Origin of the sequence: Aureibaculum marinum, from assembly GCF_003813905.1 — a bacterium.
Lineage (GTDB): Bacteria > Bacteroidota > Bacteroidia > Flavobacteriales > Flavobacteriaceae > Aureibaculum > Aureibaculum marinum.
On record NZ_RPFJ01000001.1, the window covers coordinates 162,394 to 178,756 of the forward strand.

Consider the following 16,363-nt stretch of genomic DNA (forward strand, 5'->3'; position numbering starts at 1 on the left):
TTAAATAATCTAACCCTATAAAATATGTTTTTCAACGATTAACATTATTTATTAAAACGATATAACAAATAAGAAATGTTTAGCTTTTTAATCCATTTTAAGAATATACAATCCACTATGCTTTTGTTGAAAAGCAAGACTTTTATAAAGATTAATAGCAACTTTACGTTTATCATTACTGAAAAGTAAAATTTCTGAAAGTCCTTTTCTTTTTCCCTCTTCTAATAATTTATTCATCAATTTTCTTCCCAAACCTTGACCTCTATAATCGTGATGAACCACAACATCTTCAACCCAACCTTTATATCCAGAAACAACGGTATAAGTACACATTAATGCCATACCAGCCAATTTTTCCTCATCCATACAATAAGCAAAAACAATGTCGTTTTTAGGATTAAAAAGTTCTTTAAGATCTTTTTGTTTTATTTCTGAATTTAACAAACTGAATAAATCTTTAACTTGTTTTGCTAAATTATCATTAACCTCTGAAGGTTTTAGAAGAGAAATTTTCATGACGTTATGTTAGTAGTATTATAATTACATTAAGTAAATTTAAAGATATGGAAATTTTACTTGGCAAAAAATTATTATCACCTCCTCCCTCTTATATCTTAAGTTTTAAAAATTAATAGTAGGTATATCTTCTAACTTTAGAAATATGTTTTGCCAGTCTGATTACTTGTTGACTGTATCCATATTCATTATCGTACCATACATATATTATGGCATTATTACCTTCATCTGCAACAATGGTTGCATTACTATCAAATATAGCTGGAGCTGAAGAACCAACAATGTCAGAAGAAACCAATTCATTACTTAAAGAGTACTGAATTTGTTCTACCAAATCACCTTCTAAGGCGTACTTTTTCATTACTGAATTGAGACTAGACTTACTTGTAGAGTTGTCTAATTTCAAATTTAAAATGGCCAAAGAACCATTTGGTACAGGTACCCTTATTGCATTTGAAGTTAATTTACCCTCTAAAGATGGCAATGCCTTAGCAACTGCACTTCCTGCTCCAGTCTCAGTAATTACCATATTTAATGCAGCTGCTCTACCTCTTCGATATTTCTTATGCATATTATCAACTAAATTTTGGTCATTAGTATAAGCATGGATAGTTTCTAAATGTCCACTAACGATACCAAAACTATCTTCAATTACCTTTAAAACAGGCGTAATTGCATTGGTAGTACATGAGGCTGCAGAAAAAATAGAAACTTTATCTGGATCAAAATCAAAATGATTTACACCATGTACTATATTAGGTACACCTTTCCCTGGTGCGGTTAATAAAACCTTATCTGCTCCTTTACTTAATAAATGTCTACTGAGAGATTCTTTATCTCTATAAGCTCCTGTATTATCAATAATTAAAGCATTATTTATATTATATTTAGTATAATCAATATCCTCTGGATTATTTGCTGAAATCATTGATACAGTTGTGCCATTAATAATAAGTGCATTATTTTCTATATCCGCTTTTACCGTTCCTGGAAAGTTACCATGTACAGAATCATTTCTCAGTAGCGAAGCTCTTTTTTCAAGTATAGTTTCTGTTATTTCACCACGAGTTACAATAGCTCGTAATCTCATTTGTTTGCCCTTACCTGTTCTAACCATTAATTCACGAGCTAACAATCTTCCAATTCTTCCAAATCCATATAAGACTACATCTTTAGGCTCAATTCCATTTGTTTTATCAGCACCTTTCAATTTGTCTTTTACAAAATTAACAACATTTTCTTCATCATCCGCTAAATGAAATTCATAAGTTAATTTTCCGATATCAAGTTTTGCTGGTGGTAAATCTACTTCTTTTATGGCTCTAGATATTTCAACAGCATCAAAAATAGAAATTGGTTTTTGCACAAATTCACTGGCATATTCAATTAAATTTAAAATTTCACTTACATTTCTATTAATTAGTTGATTTCTAAAAAGTATCAGTTCTATTGCTTTATCATACCAAAGATCACTTATAATTTTTATAAATTCAACGGCAGCTCTTCTTCTATCCGCTTGAAAAGCTAATTCCGATTCATACGTTTGGTCTAGAGACATAATTTTAGTTTTATATTCTTTTGAATTAGAATTTGTTATATTAAAAGCAAAAGTAATACTTCAAACGTTTGGTAAAAAATTTAGTGCAAAAAAAATCCTTCAACATGGTGTTGAAGGATTTTCATTTTTAAACAATTAATAAATTAATCTTTATATAAGAAATTTCCGTCTAAATCAAATACCAACTCAACATCATTATCTAATTCTATCTCTTGTTTACGTCGATCTAAATCCCATTCTACAATTGTAGCATCAGGATAATTTTCACTAACATAAGAAGAAATGTTCTCTGAAATAATAGCTGTAGGAATACCTGCATCAACCTCAATACTTGTTAATTCTCCATTAGCATCAAAATCCATTTCAATATCATTAAACATTTCTATTTCATATTTTACATAACTTCCATTAGTCTCTTTAGTTATTTCTTTAACAGAAACATCAGAAAAATGAGTTTCAATAAAAGATTTAATATTCTCTAGTAATTCAGCATAAGTAAGAGTCTCTTCATTCTCGTCGTCGCTATCATTGTCACTATATAAAAAGTTACCATCTAAATCAAAAACCAATTCTATATTATTAGAAAGTTCTACTTCTTGTTCATTATCATCAAGTTCCCATTCTACAATTGAAGCTGTAGGATAATTTTCTGTAACATAAGCCTTAACTTTATCAGTAATAACACTTTCTGGAACAATATCTATTTTTCCACCAACATAAACGATATTACCAGTTTTGGTGAAACTAATTTTAGCTCCATTATTAAGTTCTACATAGATTTCTTCACTTCCATCTGGCCCTTTACGTGTTTTTACTTCGTATGTAGCGTTAGGATATGTACTAGCTAAAAAAGTTTCTGCATTTTCAGGAAGATTACTAGATGAATTATCATCATCATCAGAACATTGTGTAAATGTAAAAATAATTGATGCCGCAACAATAAGACTTAAAAATTTAAAGTTTTTCATTTTTCGTTAGAATTTATAATTATTAATATTAAAATACTTGGTTGTATAGATTCTGATATTTAAAACAATGCAAAACATTCCCTCTCAAAATTAAAGTTGAATCACTTTAATATCAAGAAAAAAAATGTGGTCCATCCGAAATAAAATCAGAACTTAATTAAGGTAAAGGTTAGTTGTTATAGCATCAGTGAATAAAATCTAAAAACCTTAAAACTCTATAAAATATAAGTTTTTTTCAGTGTTTTTATCTTAATTTATACCAAACAGGGTATATTCATTTAGTTACTGAACTGATGTAAAAACGCAAAAGAATACTAAATATTGGCAATTATAAAACTGAAAATGTTAAAGAAAATGTTAAATATTATAATTAAAATTTAACAAAAAGAATACCCTATTGAATTTCAATAAAATAGACTATATCAACAAAAAAAAATCCCTCAAAAACTTTGAAGGATTTTTTTTATTTAGCAGGAATATAATACTAATCTGGAATGTCAATTTTAAAATACTCAACATAACCTTCACTATTTAATATTTGAATTATTACTTCCCCTCCTTTATTTGCTCGTAAAAGATCTTCAACTTCTTGCACTTCATAAACCTTAGTTTCAGCTACAGATAAAATAATATTACCTTCTTTAATATCGTTTCTTTTAAATAAAGGATTCTTAACACTTTTAAATTGAACACCATAATTTAAACGATATTTTGAAGCTGCTTTTTTAGATATTTTCTCTAAATCTCCTAATAAATTTTTACTAAAATCTAATTTACCAATAGATTCTTTTCCAAACTGATTTCCTAATTTTACATCAATTTTCTTTTCTTTATTATCTCTTAAAACAGTTACTGCTACTACATCTCCTGGTCTTTTAGAACTTAAAAACCCTTGTAAATCTGCATATTTATTAATAGCTATTTGATCCATTTGAATGATAATATCATTTTCTTTTATACCAGCTTTTTTAGCCCCTCCGTTTTCCAGCAAGCCACTTACTAAAACTCCTTGCGTACGGTTAACATCTAATTCCTTGGCTATTTCTCCATTTAGAGGTACTGCTTGTATTCCTAAATATGCAGTACGCACATCACCATACTCTATTAAATCTTCAACTACTTTCTTAGCTATGTTAGATGGTACAGCAAATGAATAACCTACAAACGAACCTGTTTGAGAGGTAATTGCTGTATTTATACCAACCAACTCTCCTCTTACATTTACCAAGGCTCCTCCACTATTCCCAGGATTTACAGCCGCATCCGTTTGGATAAATGATTCAATCATTTTACCCCCAGAAATATTAATATTTCTAGCTTTTGCACTAACTATCCCTGCGGTAACCGTAGATGTTAAATTAAAAGGATTACCTACTGCCAACACCCATTCTCCTACTTTTACATTATCAGAATTAGCAAAAGAAACAAAAGGTAAATCAGTTGCATCTATTTTTACTAAAGCAATGTCAGAATTTGGATGAGCTCCAATTACCTTTGCAGGATATGATTTTTGATTATTTAATGTAATTTCTATTTCTTTTGCTCCTTTTATTACATGATTATTAGTTATAATATAACCATCAGGAGAGATAATAACCCCCGAACCAGTTCCTATTGTAGTTTTTCCTCCACTACCTCCTGCATCCGGACCATAAAAAAATTCTATTATGGGATTAGTTCTAGATACTGCAACATTTTTAACATGTACCACAGCATGCACAGTCTCTTCTGCAGCTTTGGTAAAATCAGTTACTTCTGCAGCATAAGTAGAACTCGGTATTCGAAAATTTGCTTGAACCGCTTTCGGTTGATTTGATACTTCTAATCCTTCAACAATTTCTGCATCACCTAAAATATAAACATAAGTTCCTAAGGCAATGGCTCCACCTAAAATAGAGGCAAAAACTAAACTTATAATTTTCTTCATTTCTAATTATTTTTTATAAATTATTTTCTCTTTAACACTCAAAATTAATACCTTATTTCATACAATGCTTTATTTTAACTATACTTTAACCTCAACTTAACTGCTTATTAACAAGGTATAGAAATCATAAAATTGATTACATTTGCGGCATGAATAAAATTTCATTTTACAAATATCAAGGAACGGGAAACGATTTTATTATGATTGACAATCGCAATCAAACATTTCCCAAAAACAATACCAAATTAATAGCAAAACTATGCGACAGAAAATTTGGCATAGGTGCTGATGGATTAATACTTCTAGAACTGTCAAATTTGCAGGATTTTACGATGATTTATTATAATGCCGATGGAAATGAAGGGAGTATGTGTGGAAATGGAGGTAGATGTATTGTTGCTTTTGCAAAACAATTAAAAATTATTGACACTCATACAACTTTTGATGCCGTTGACGGGTTACATGAAGCTAAAATTGATAAAGATATAGTGAGTTTAAAAATGAAAAATGTAACTGAAGTTCAAAAGTTCAATACTCATTTATTTTTAAATACTGGATCTCCTCACCACATTGCTTTTGTTGATAATATAGATAGCTTTGATGTTTATACCAATGGTAAAAATATTAGATATGGTAGTCCATATTTTGAAGAAGGTACTAATGTAAATTTTGTTGAACAAAAAGATGACAACACTTTTAAAGTTCGTACTTACGAACGTGGAGTAGAAAATGAAACCTTAAGTTGTGGCACTGGGGTTACCGCAGTTGCTATTGCTGCACATAAAGCTAACAAAACTGATAAAACCAATGCTTTTCTTAAAACATTAGGAGGCACTTTAGAAGTTTATTTCGATTATGATAATAATATTTACAAAAATGTGTTTTTAAAAGGAAAAGCAACAAAGGTATTCAAAGGAGAAATTCAAACTGAAGCATAAATGCAAGCATTAACTGGAAATAACGTTTATCTAAGAGCTTTAGAACCTGAAGATCTAGAATTTTTATATGCTGTAGAAAATGATCTGTCTTTTTGGGAAGTAAGCAGTACAGAAACTCCTTATTCTAAACATGTATTGAGACTCTATTTAGAAAATGCTCATTTAGATATATATGAAGCAAAACAGCTCAGATTAGTAATTGCTGAGAGCAAAAGTCAAAAACCAATTGGTTTAATAGATTTATTTGATTACAACCCAAAACATAAGCGTGCCGGTGTAGGAATTCTTCTTATTGAAGGTGAGCAACAAAAAGGCTATGGATCAGAAGCATTAAAATTGCTTATCGAATATAGTTTTAGGCATTTAAATATTCACCAATTGTTTGCCAACATAACCATGGACAACGAAAAAAGCCTTAACCTTTTTAAAAAACATAACTTTATTGAAGTGGGCGTAAAAAAAGATTGGATTTTTATTGAAGGTAAATACAAAGACGAAGGTTTGTTTCAATTAATAAATGTATGAGCATAAAAAAAATTATACTATCCATAATTGCTGTAGCTCTAATTATTGGAGCTCTAGTAATTTATAAATTCTACGGAAAAATTTACAATGCAAATGTTAAAGAAAATGTAGCTGTTTATATTCCTACAAATGCTTCTTTTAATCAAGTAAAAGAAATTATAGAACCTGTTGTAGATAATTTTGATAGTTTTATTTGGGTAGCCAAGAAAAAAAATTATCCTAATGTTATAAAATCAGGTAAATATGTACTTAAAGCAGGCATGAGTAATAATGCCTTAATTGATTTACTTAGAAGTGGAAAACAGACTCCATTAACACTAACTTTTAACAACCAAGACACTCTTGAAAAATTGGCTGGTAGAATAGCCAACCAACTAGAACCTGATTCAATTCAAATTTTAACGGCATTAACAGATCAAGAATTTCTAACAAAAAACAATTTAACTAAAGCTACTGTATTAGGTATTTTTATTCCCAATTCTTATGAATTTTATTGGAACACTTCTGCAGAGCGTTTTAGAGATAGAATGTTAAAAGAATATGATAGATTTTGGAATGAAGACCGAGTTTCAAAAGCTAAGAAATTAAATTTGACTAAGAATGATGTTATTACATTAGCATCAATCGTACAAAAAGAAACATCAAAGGTTAGTGAAAGACCAATTGTTGCTGGACTTTACTTAAATAGATTAAAAGATGGATGGGCTTTACAAGCAGACCCAACAGTGATTTTTTCTTTAAAGCAAAAGCATGGTCAAGACTATGAGGTAAAACGTGTTTTAAATGCTGATCTTTTAATTGATTCACCTTACAACACATATAAATATACAGGCTTACCCCCAGCACCAATTGCCATGCCAGATATTTCATCAATTGATGCTGTACTAAATTATAAAAAGCATGAATACTATTACATGTGTGCAAGTACTACTGATATTGGGTCTCATAAATTTGCCAGAACCTTGGCTCAACACAATGCAAATGCTAGAATATACCAGCAATGGCTTAACAGACAAGGTGTAAATAGATAAACTTTAAATGCATAAGTATACTATTATGTTTGTAGTTTAAATAATAGGTATATTTAAATAAAACTCAGCGGTATAAGATTTAAATAAATCAAAAGTAAACACTTAAAACAACTGACCTTCAAATGTTTATAACAAACCTATTTAAACATACAATAGTTACTTCTATAATAGTGTTGTTTACTTTTTCGTCCATAGCTCAACAACAATCTGTTTCTTTTTGGGAAAAATCTGATCGTTTAAACACCAAGCGTAGAAACACTATTTATATTACCGAAGCCGCCACTGCAAGTTTAACCTTAATTGGAATACATCAGCTATGGTATGCCAATTACGATTCTTCGTCTTTTCATACAATAAATGATAGTAATGATTGGTTACAAATGGACAAGGTAGGTCATGCCATGTCTGCTTACTATATTGGAAAAACAGGGATGAATGCTTTAGATTGGGCTGGAGAAACTAAAAAAAATAAATTATTGTATGGTGCAACTCTAGGATTTGGCTTTTTAAGTATTGTGGAAATTTTTGACGGTTATTCTAAAGAATGGGGATTTTCACCTTCTGATATTTTAGCAAATGCTACAGGAACAGGCTTATTAATAGGACAAGAACTATTGTGGGATGAACAACGCATTTTAATGAAATATTCATTTCATACTACCAAATATGCAAATCAACGACCTGAATTATTGGGTGAAAATTTTTTAGAACAAACGTTAAAAGATTATAATGGCCAAACCTATTGGTTATCTGGCAATATTTGGTCTTTTAACAAAGAAAGTAATTTCCCTAGATGGTTAAATGTTGCTATTGGTTATGGAGCTGAAGGAATGATCTCAAGCAATACTAATTATTTTATTGAGAATAATATAACAAACCCTCCACAACGCCATAGACAGTTGTATTTAAGTTTAGATGTTGATTTATCAAAAATTAATACAAATTCAAAGTTGTTACAAACGCTATTTTCCACAATCAATTTTATTAAAATCCCTGCTCCAACCCTTGAAATTAGCACTAAACGCAGTACTAAGTTTCATTTACTGTATTTTTAATACACTGGTTTTTAACTACTTACACTGTTCTTGTTTTTAAAATATTTGCCGTATCTTTGCCGACTTAATTGAGAATGCGTTTAACCCCTTTTAATGCATAAACAATGAAAAAGAAAATAAATAAAATTTTAGTATTAATAGTATCAATTTTTGCTATCTATAGTTTTACCAAAACTTATAAAATTGACGCTAAACAAGCAAAATACAATGTACCTAGTGCTGATTATTTTGCATCTGTCCCGCAAGAAGTTGAACCCGATCTTTTTTTTGACACACCTAGTACCGGTAAATCTTTTATTGGTTTTAAAGAAGCATTAGCTTTTAAAGAATCTCAAGGTAAATACAATAGAATTAATACTTTAGGATACTTAGGCAAATATCAATTTGGCAAAGGTACCCTAAAAAGATTTAAGATTTACGATACCGCTGAGTTTCTTAAAAATCCTGAATTACAAGAAAATGCTTTTTTAGCATTATGCTCTGTAAACAAATGGATTTTACAAAGAGACATAAAAAGATTTGTCGGAAAGAGAATTAATGGAATTAAAATTACAGAGTCTGGTATTTTAGCTGCAGCTCACTTAGCTGGAGCTGGTAATGTAAAAACATATTTACGAAGCTACGGCCAAGTATCATTCGAAGATGCTTATGGAACTAATATAGAATATTACATTAAGAAATTTGCTGGATACGACACTTCTTTTATTGAAGCAAACAGACACCCTGTGTTATAACATCAAATTGATAGTAACCTACAAAAAAAATCCTCAGTAATTATACTGAGGATTTTTTTATATAACATCTAACTAAAATTTATGCAAAATAAATATTGCTGGCTTTTTATGTAAACTAATTTTTTGTTTTTTCCAGTCATGCACAGACATCGTTTTAATAAATTCCGTTGCAAGTGTAATATCAGCTGCAATACATAATCTTGTCTCATTGGACAATACTTGCAACAAATCTTCAATCATTTTTTCATTTCTATAAGGGGTTTCTATAAAAATTTGAGATTGATTTTTAGTAAACGACAATTTTTCTAATTGCTTTATACTTTTTTTACGTTCTGCCTTATCAATAGGTAAATAACCATTAAAGGCAAAGTTTTGCCCATTTAAACCTGAAGCCATTAACGCCATAATAATAGAAGATGGCCCCACCAATGGAACAACCTTAATATTCTTATGATGAGCTAATTTTACAATAGACGCACCAGGATCTGCCACAGCAGGTACACCTGCTTCTGAAAGCAAACCAACATCCACTCCTTCTTCACAAACATCTAAATAATTCTGAATTTCCATCTCATCTGTAAATTTATCTAACAGATAAAGAGTTAAATTAGGTTGTGATTTTCTAGGTGTAATTTTTTTTATAAACCTTCTTGCAGATTTTTCATTTTCAACAATGTAATGATTGGTACGTTCAATTATTTTTTTGACTGACATCGGCAGAACCTCAAGTGGCTCATTATCACCCAAAGTAGTAGGTATTAAATACAATTTCCCTTTAGTATTCACCATTTTCAAGTCTTTCAACAATTACATTGCATGCTTTATCTAGCATTTTATAAACATTTTCAAAACCACGTTCTGAGTCATGATATGGATCTGGAACATCAACATTTTCACCAGGAAATATTTCATTTAAAATTAGCTTAACTTTAGCCCTATCCTCCTTATTTCTTGCTAAACTTAGCACATCTTGCATGTTAAAAGAATCCATAACATATATCATATCAAAGTTATCAAAGTCAGACTGTTCAAATTGCCTACAACGTTGATCTGTAATATCTATGTTATATTTTTTAGCAACAGCAATAGAACGACTATCTGGCAATTTACCAATATGGTAACCTCCTGTACCTGCAGAGTCTATAAAATACTTCTGAGAATCAACTTTAGATTTTAATATACCTTCAGCCAATGGTGAACGGCAAATATTGCCGAGACATACCATTAATATACGTTTCATTTCTTACAAGTTAAAAAGACAACTTCTTAGTTATGTCATCAACATATTTTCTAAACTGCTTATCTGTTTCGGTTAGATTATCAACAGTTTTACAAGCATGCAACACTGTGGCATGGTCTCTACTTCCTATTTGCGAACCAATACTAGCTAGAGAAGCCTTAGTCATGCGTTTCGCAAAATACATAGCCAATTGACGAGCTTGTACAATATGTCTTTTTCTTGTTTTAGATTGTAAAGTAGTCACATCCATTTCAAAATATTTTGAAACTACTTTTTGGATGTAATCAATTGAAACCTCACGCTTTGTATTTTTAACAAATTTATCTACTATTTGTTTGGTTAACGCCAACGTAAATTCTTTACGATTAAAAGATGCTTGTGCAATCATAGAAATAAGCACTCCTTCAAGCTCTCTAACGTTAGATTTTATATTTTTGGCAATATACTCCACAATTTCATCAGGCATCTCCACACCGTCTCTAAATAACTTCTTTTTCAAGATTAAAATTCTTGTTTCATAATCAGGAGCCATCAGCTCAGCAGACAATCCCCATTTAAAACGAGACAATAACCGTTGCTCAATATCTTGCATATCTACAGGTGCTTTATCTGATGTTAAGATAACCTGTTTTCCATTTTGATGTAAATGATTAAAAATATGGAAAAATACATCTTGCGTACCTGACTTACCAGACAAAAACTGAACATCATCAACAATTAAAACATCTATCATCTGATAGAAATGAATAAAATCATTTCGAGTATTACCTTTTACAGAGTCAATATATTGTTGTGTAAATTTTTCAGCAGAAATATACAATACTGTTTTTTCAGGATATTTATCTTTTATTTCAACACCTATTGCATGAGATAGGTGTGTTTTCCCTAAACCTACACCTCCATAAATCAACAAAGGATTAAAGGAAGTACCTCCCGGCTTATTAGCAACCGCCAAACTAGCTGATCTAGCCAATCGATTAGAATCTCCTTCTATAAAACTATCAAAATTATAATTTGGATTAAGTTGAGACTCAATTTTAACTTTTTGAATACCTGGAATAATAAAAGGATTTCTTAATTCTCTTTTATCAATCTCTAAAGGAACTGTTATTCCTTGACTGTTAAATGGTTTTCTATTTGAGCTTGGAATTTTTACTGTATGCGGGTTTTTACTACTGTACGCATTTTCCATTCTTACATCATAAACTAACTTCGCATCTTCACCTAATTCTCGAACTAAAGCTACTCTTAACAATTTAATATAATGTTCCTCTAACCATTCGTAAAAAAACTTACTTGGTACTTGAATTGTTAATACATCTCCAGCTATTTTTATAGGTTTAATAGGCTCAAACCAGGTTTTGTATGCCTGAGGTTTTATATTGTCTTCAATAAAAGACAGACAGTTATTCCAAACTGAAGTAGCAGTTTTACTCATTATTATTATTTAGTTTGTTGGTTAGCCCAAGAGCTTAAAATTGGGGTTTTAGTCACATTTATTCTGAACCACAAAAATGTGAATAATTTTTAGCATAAAAAAAAGAATTTCTATTGTTTTTAAATTATTTTTTTTGTAAACTCTCACGCCAAATATAATAAATTTATGTTGAATCATGAAATAAAAATCAGGGTTCGTTATAGCGAAACTGACCAAATGAAATATGTATACTACGGAAACTATGCTCAATACTTCGAAATGGGTAGAGTTGAGTGGCTTCGAGAGCTAGGTGTATCCTATAAAAAAATGGAAGAATTAGGCATAATGTTACCTGTTATTAACATGAATATTAACTACCTTAAACCTGCAAAATATGATGATTTACTTAGACTCAAAACTACCCTCATAAAAAAGCCTAAATTTAGAATAGATTTTGCTTACGAACTTTACAACGAATCGGATGAGTTATTAACAAAAGCAACTACCACTTTAGTATTTATTGATATAAAACGTAATAGACCTACAAAAGCTCCTGATTATATTTTGGAGAAAATAAATCCATATTTTGACTAAATTGTTGAGCCCTAAAGAAACAATTCTTTAGGGCTCAACATTGAACTGATTTAAACTTTTTACATTTACTAAACAATCAGTTCATTTCGTCCAAAAAATAAATATTTTTTTGATGAAATTTTATTATTCCATTGCTGCCATCTCTCTTCTTGCGGCACAATAACCATTAACAAAACCTTGGGCTTCGTCATAATTACTTGCAGTAAAAGTAAAAGTAGTTCCATCTAAACACCTGCCTCTATAAACTTTTCTTACAACCATAATTTCTGTTGAATTCATATTTTTTACGACCATTTCTGTCTCTACGATTTTTATATCGTTGAAGTTCTTGTCAAGTTTGTCAGATTTCTCTAAATTAAAAGCATCAAGAGAAACAACACTTAACATAAATATTACTAATAAAAAAGCTAATTTTTTCATAATAATACAATTTAAGGTTTGCATTATTGCATAATTTAAAAAAAATGATATTAGCAAATATTTTATGGCAAAACTTTTAAACATACTAATGATTATTTCCGTTTTTACCGTTTTCTCACAAGAAGCTACAATTGAGGGTACGGTCAAAAATATCGACAATAAACCTATAGCTAATATTTTAGTGCAGGTTCTATCGAGTGAGAAAAATACGTTAACCTATAAATATACAGACAATATGGGTAAGTTTAATTTTAAAATAAACCAAAACCAAACCCCATTATACTTAAAAATTTCGTCGCTTTTCTATGAAGATCAAGAAATTGAGGTTTCTTTAACAAATGCAAAAGAAATTGTTTTTACGCTTGAAAACAAGGTTCAAAACCTGAACGAAGTAGTTGTACGCTCCACCAATTATAATAAAGATACCATAAACCTTGACATAAATAAATACAACATAATTGAAACCGAGAGTGCAGAACAAACCCTAAAAAAAATACCTGGTATTTCCATTGACAAAAGCGGAAGAATAAAATATTTTAACATAGAAATAGAGAAGATACTAATTGATGGAGACGATTTGGCTAATGACCAATATACGTTTATTTCTAAAAATTTAAGATCAGAAGTCTTAGATGACATCCAGGTTTTAAAAAACTTTGAAGAAAATACAGTTTATAAAAAAACAAGGAAATCAAACAAAATTGCTCTAAATTTAAAAATAAAGGATAAATTTAAAAATATTTGGTTTGGTAACATTTCATTAGGTTATGGAAATGGAATCAAAACCAAACCCAAGTATCAAGAATCATTTAATTTAGGCCTTTTAAAGAAAAGAATTAAATTTTTGGATTTCTTTAAATATTCAACTTTAGGAAGCCACTCAGTTTCCAAAACTTTTGGAGAAAGTGATAATAAGCTGTCCAACCAACCTTTTTACAACATAAAGAAATACGATGTTGGGTTGCCCGAAGAAATCACAAATTTCAACAAGTCAATTGGCAACACATTATTGTTTAATACAAAAATAGGAAAAACAGTATTGAGAAGTACAAACTTTGTTGGATTAGACAATGAAAAACAAGATTATTTTAGAAAAATGGAATATTTTTTAGACAATGAAGATGCCTTTTTGGAAGAAAACACTTATAAAGATAAGAAATTGATGATTTTGGGAGAGTTAGAATTTAAAAATCCAACTCTTAAAAAGGTTATTTTATCAATCAACTTAAGTACAGCATCCAATCAAATAGATTTAATTCAAGCACATTAATAAATCAGAGCAAAACATCTGACACATCTAAAAACAAAAATTTTTCATTACAAAATTATTTGCAATACACTCATGATTTTACACGGAGAACTATTTTAGACACTGAAATTAACGTCGGTTTATCCAATTTAAATGAAAACACTACAGTCAACTCAACTTATTTAAGTTCAGTTGTAGAAAGTAATTTTTTGGTTTATCAAAATGTAGACAAAAAGTTAAAATATCTTGATTTTAAAACTAGTTTAAGCCATTTAATTACAAAAGGGCTTAAAGGACAATTACTCATTAATAATAACTTTGCTAAGGATGATTACAACATAAGGATAAACCCAGCATCAAGCACCTATACTAATTTAGCTGTATTTAACAATAACCAATTTTTAGTAGAACCGTCTTTGATTTATAAAATCTCTAGACGAATAAAACTTCAAACTTCTGTTTCCAAGAACTTTTTTAGATTGAATAGGTTACAAAAAAAATTATTGAACTATAATGTAAAGTTGAATCTTAGGTATTGGAGCGATATAGAACTTTATTTCGCTAAAAAGCAGGAGTTTCCTTTCAGACAAAATTATCTTAAAAATTATTTCCTCATTAACAATAACACCTTTAAAAAGGGTATTTTTTTTATTGACCCAATGGATTACAACTTATTTTCTGTAAAAATTTTAAATAAGAATAGAAACAATACATTAGACAATGAGGTATTTTTTAGTTATAAAACAACTAGTTCCTCTCTTTTACAAAAATATTCATTTTCAAACAACATTAACTATCAAGAAATTGAAGTAATTAAAAACAAAGGCGAAGAATTTTTTCTAAAAAACCAATTAATCTTTTTAGTTGGGACTATAGGCTTCAATGTAAAATCAGCACAAACTTATCTAAAATTACCATTAAATAGTACAGATAATGAATTAAGTAGATTATACAATGGCAACTATAAATTTGAAATTACATCGTATTTTTTATCAAAATTCAATTTTAACCTGCTCTTTGAATACAATAGTTATCGTCAAAAGTATAGAAATGAAAACTCATCTTTTGATTCAAAAAATCTGGCAACGGAATTAGAATGGAACCCTACTAAAGAAATTACTACTAACTTAAAAGGTGGTATTTACGAACTCGACAAAAATTATTATCAGATATTTAATGCATCAATCAATTACACTCCAAAAGACAAAAACATATCTTACGGATTACGTTTGAATAATTTGTTAAATGAAGATCAATTTTCAATCCAAGAAAGAAATTCCTTTTTTTTATCCAAAACGACCGTGCCGTTAGTTCCTTTTTATGCTTTTGCAAGTGTGAAATATATATTTTAACCTTAACAATTTTTATTATGAGAAAGCAGTTTTTATTATTAGTAGTATCAATAGCTATTTTTAATTACGTACGAGCCCAAAATTCCGATGTCGGAATTATATATTACAACTACATAAACAATCAGATTGACGAGAGTTTTAATTCTTATTTAGTATTCAACCAGACCTCTTCACATTATGTTACAGCCAAAGATTCATTAGGTCTGTCCAATAGTATTAATAAAAAAAATAAAAATAACGATGAAATGCTAATAGAAGCTGATGAATTTAATGATATTAAAAAAACGAGAAAAGATGGATTTCAAGTGTTTTTAAATAAAAAAACCGATTCTCTTTATTTTACCAATGCATTTTCGTTGACTTCAAAAATGATATATGCAAAAGAAAAAACACCAACTATAAACTGGAATTTACAAAACGAAACTAAAAAAATAGGTAATTTTAATTGTAAAAAAGCAACAGCAACTTTTAGAGGAAGAAAATATATTTGTTGGTACACTCAAGAAATACCATTATCTTATGGACCTTGGAAACTTCAGGGACTACCAGGAGTTATTTTAGAGGCCAAGACAGAGGATGAATTCTTTATAGTATTATTTAAAAAGATCACTTACCCTGTATCAAACATAAAATTACCTTCTAGTAAAAAATCACTCTTAAAGAAAAATACTAAATTTATATCTTTTGAAGAATATAAGCAAAAACAAAAAGAACGTATAAAAAGAGTTGACAACTCCCTAAAAGTACAAGCAAAGAAGTTTAATGTACAACCTATGCCGTTTAGTGAAAAAGATAATTTTTTAGAGGTTTTTGGCTTCTAAATCTAATAATTCAAATAA

The 16,363-nt window shown here is 29.4% G+C and carries 17 protein-coding genes; 9 read left to right on the plus strand and 8 right to left on the minus strand.

All coding sequences use genetic code 11. The annotated features are described in order from the left end of the window. Window positions 1-87: 87 nt before the first annotated feature. From EGM88_RS00695 to EGM88_RS00710, 4 genes are all read right to left on the minus strand, one after another. Entirely contained in the window at window positions 88-516 is a 429-nt protein-coding gene (locus tag EGM88_RS00695; RefSeq protein ID WP_123895957.1) for a GNAT family N-acetyltransferase, read from the minus strand. A gap of 112 nt (window positions 517-628) precedes the next feature. Further along, complete coding sequence (locus EGM88_RS00700; RefSeq protein ID WP_123895958.1) at window positions 629-2,074, minus strand: glyceraldehyde-3-phosphate dehydrogenase; 1,446 nt, start codon at window positions 2,072-2,074, stop codon at window positions 629-631. A 143-nt stretch (window positions 2,075-2,217) separates the two neighbouring features. Continuing rightward, window positions 2,218-3,042 (minus strand): PepSY-like domain-containing protein, encoded by an 825-nt coding sequence (locus EGM88_RS00705; protein ID WP_123895959.1) that lies wholly within the window; start codon window positions 3,040-3,042, stop codon window positions 2,218-2,220. A 484-nt stretch (window positions 3,043-3,526) separates the two neighbouring features. Then, on the minus strand, window positions 3,527-4,969 hold the full coding sequence (locus EGM88_RS00710; protein ID WP_123895960.1) for a S1C family serine protease: 1,443 nt from the start codon (window positions 4,967-4,969) through the stop codon (window positions 3,527-3,529). A gap of 149 nt (window positions 4,970-5,118) precedes the next feature. On the opposite strand from EGM88_RS00710, the gene dapF reads away from it, so the two are divergent. The 5 genes from dapF to EGM88_RS00735 all read left to right on the plus strand — a co-directional run bounded on the left by dapF (window position 5,119) and on the right by EGM88_RS00735 (window position 9,252). Further along, window positions 5,119-5,907: a diaminopimelate epimerase gene (dapF, locus tag EGM88_RS00715; RefSeq protein WP_123895961.1), complete on the plus strand. Its 789-nt coding sequence runs from the start codon at window positions 5,119-5,121 to the stop codon at window positions 5,905-5,907. Then, on the plus strand, window positions 5,908-6,432 hold the full coding sequence (locus tag EGM88_RS00720) for a GNAT family N-acetyltransferase (protein WP_123895962.1): 525 nt from the start codon (window positions 5,908-5,910) through the stop codon (window positions 6,430-6,432). Further along, the gene (mltG, locus tag EGM88_RS00725) at window positions 6,429-7,463 is read left to right on the plus strand and encodes an endolytic transglycosylase MltG (RefSeq protein WP_123895963.1); all 1,035 of its coding nucleotides are present in this window, start codon (window positions 6,429-6,431) and stop codon (window positions 7,461-7,463) included. Before EGM88_RS00720 ends, mltG begins: the two co-directional genes overlap by 4 nt. A 122-nt stretch (window positions 7,464-7,585) precedes the next feature. Further along, entirely contained in the window at window positions 7,586-8,518 is a 933-nt protein-coding gene (locus tag EGM88_RS00730) for a DUF2279 domain-containing protein (RefSeq protein WP_123895964.1), read from the plus strand. A 104-nt stretch (window positions 8,519-8,622) separates the two neighbouring features. Beyond that, on the plus strand, window positions 8,623-9,252 hold the full coding sequence (locus EGM88_RS00735; RefSeq protein WP_123895965.1) for a peptidoglycan-binding protein LysM: 630 nt from the start codon (window positions 8,623-8,625) through the stop codon (window positions 9,250-9,252). 72 nt (window positions 9,253-9,324) lie between these two features. Here the strand turns inward: EGM88_RS00735 and EGM88_RS00740 are convergent, their stop codons facing one another. From EGM88_RS00740 to dnaA, 3 genes are read right to left on the minus strand one after another with little or no spacing between them, the layout of a single operon-like run. Beyond that, the gene (locus tag EGM88_RS00740) at window positions 9,325-10,041 is read right to left on the minus strand and encodes an SAM-dependent methyltransferase (protein ID WP_123895966.1); all 717 of its coding nucleotides are present in this window, start codon (window positions 10,039-10,041) and stop codon (window positions 9,325-9,327) included. Continuing rightward, on the minus strand, window positions 10,028-10,492 hold the full coding sequence (locus EGM88_RS00745) for a low molecular weight protein-tyrosine-phosphatase (RefSeq protein WP_123895967.1): 465 nt from the start codon (window positions 10,490-10,492) through the stop codon (window positions 10,028-10,030). The genes EGM88_RS00740 and EGM88_RS00745 overlap by 14 nt, the downstream gene beginning before the upstream one ends. A gap of 10 nt (window positions 10,493-10,502) precedes the next feature. Then, window positions 10,503-11,930, minus strand: coding sequence for a chromosomal replication initiator protein DnaA (dnaA, locus tag EGM88_RS00750; protein WP_123895968.1), 1,428 nt, complete (start codon window positions 11,928-11,930; stop codon window positions 10,503-10,505). 165 nt (window positions 11,931-12,095) lie between these two features. Here dnaA and EGM88_RS00755 point away from each other — a divergent pair, with 165 nt between their 5' ends. Continuing rightward, the gene (locus EGM88_RS00755) at window positions 12,096-12,503 is read left to right on the plus strand and encodes an acyl-CoA thioesterase (protein WP_123895969.1); all 408 of its coding nucleotides are present in this window, start codon (window positions 12,096-12,098) and stop codon (window positions 12,501-12,503) included. A gap of 123 nt (window positions 12,504-12,626) precedes the next feature. Here the strand turns inward: EGM88_RS00755 and EGM88_RS00760 are convergent, their stop codons facing one another. Then, on the minus strand, window positions 12,627-12,923 hold the full coding sequence (locus tag EGM88_RS00760) for a hypothetical protein (RefSeq protein WP_123895970.1): 297 nt from the start codon (window positions 12,921-12,923) through the stop codon (window positions 12,627-12,629). Window positions 12,924-12,987: 64 nt separating this feature from the next. Here EGM88_RS00760 and EGM88_RS00765 point away from each other — a divergent pair, with 64 nt between their 5' ends. From EGM88_RS00765 to EGM88_RS00775, 3 genes are read left to right on the plus strand one after another with little or no spacing between them, the layout of a single operon-like run. Continuing rightward, a complete protein-coding gene (locus tag EGM88_RS00765) occupies window positions 12,988-14,193 on the plus strand; it encodes a carboxypeptidase-like regulatory domain-containing protein (protein WP_123895971.1) in 1,206 nt (401 codons plus the stop codon). Between the two features lie 59 nt (window positions 14,194-14,252). Next, window positions 14,253-15,524 (plus strand): hypothetical protein, encoded by a 1,272-nt coding sequence (locus EGM88_RS00770; RefSeq protein WP_123895972.1) that lies wholly within the window; start codon window positions 14,253-14,255, stop codon window positions 15,522-15,524. A 17-nt stretch (window positions 15,525-15,541) separates the two neighbouring features. Beyond that, window positions 15,542-16,345 (plus strand): GLPGLI family protein, encoded by an 804-nt coding sequence (locus EGM88_RS00775; protein ID WP_123895973.1) that lies wholly within the window; start codon window positions 15,542-15,544, stop codon window positions 16,343-16,345. Window positions 16,346-16,363: the final 18 nt, after the last annotated feature.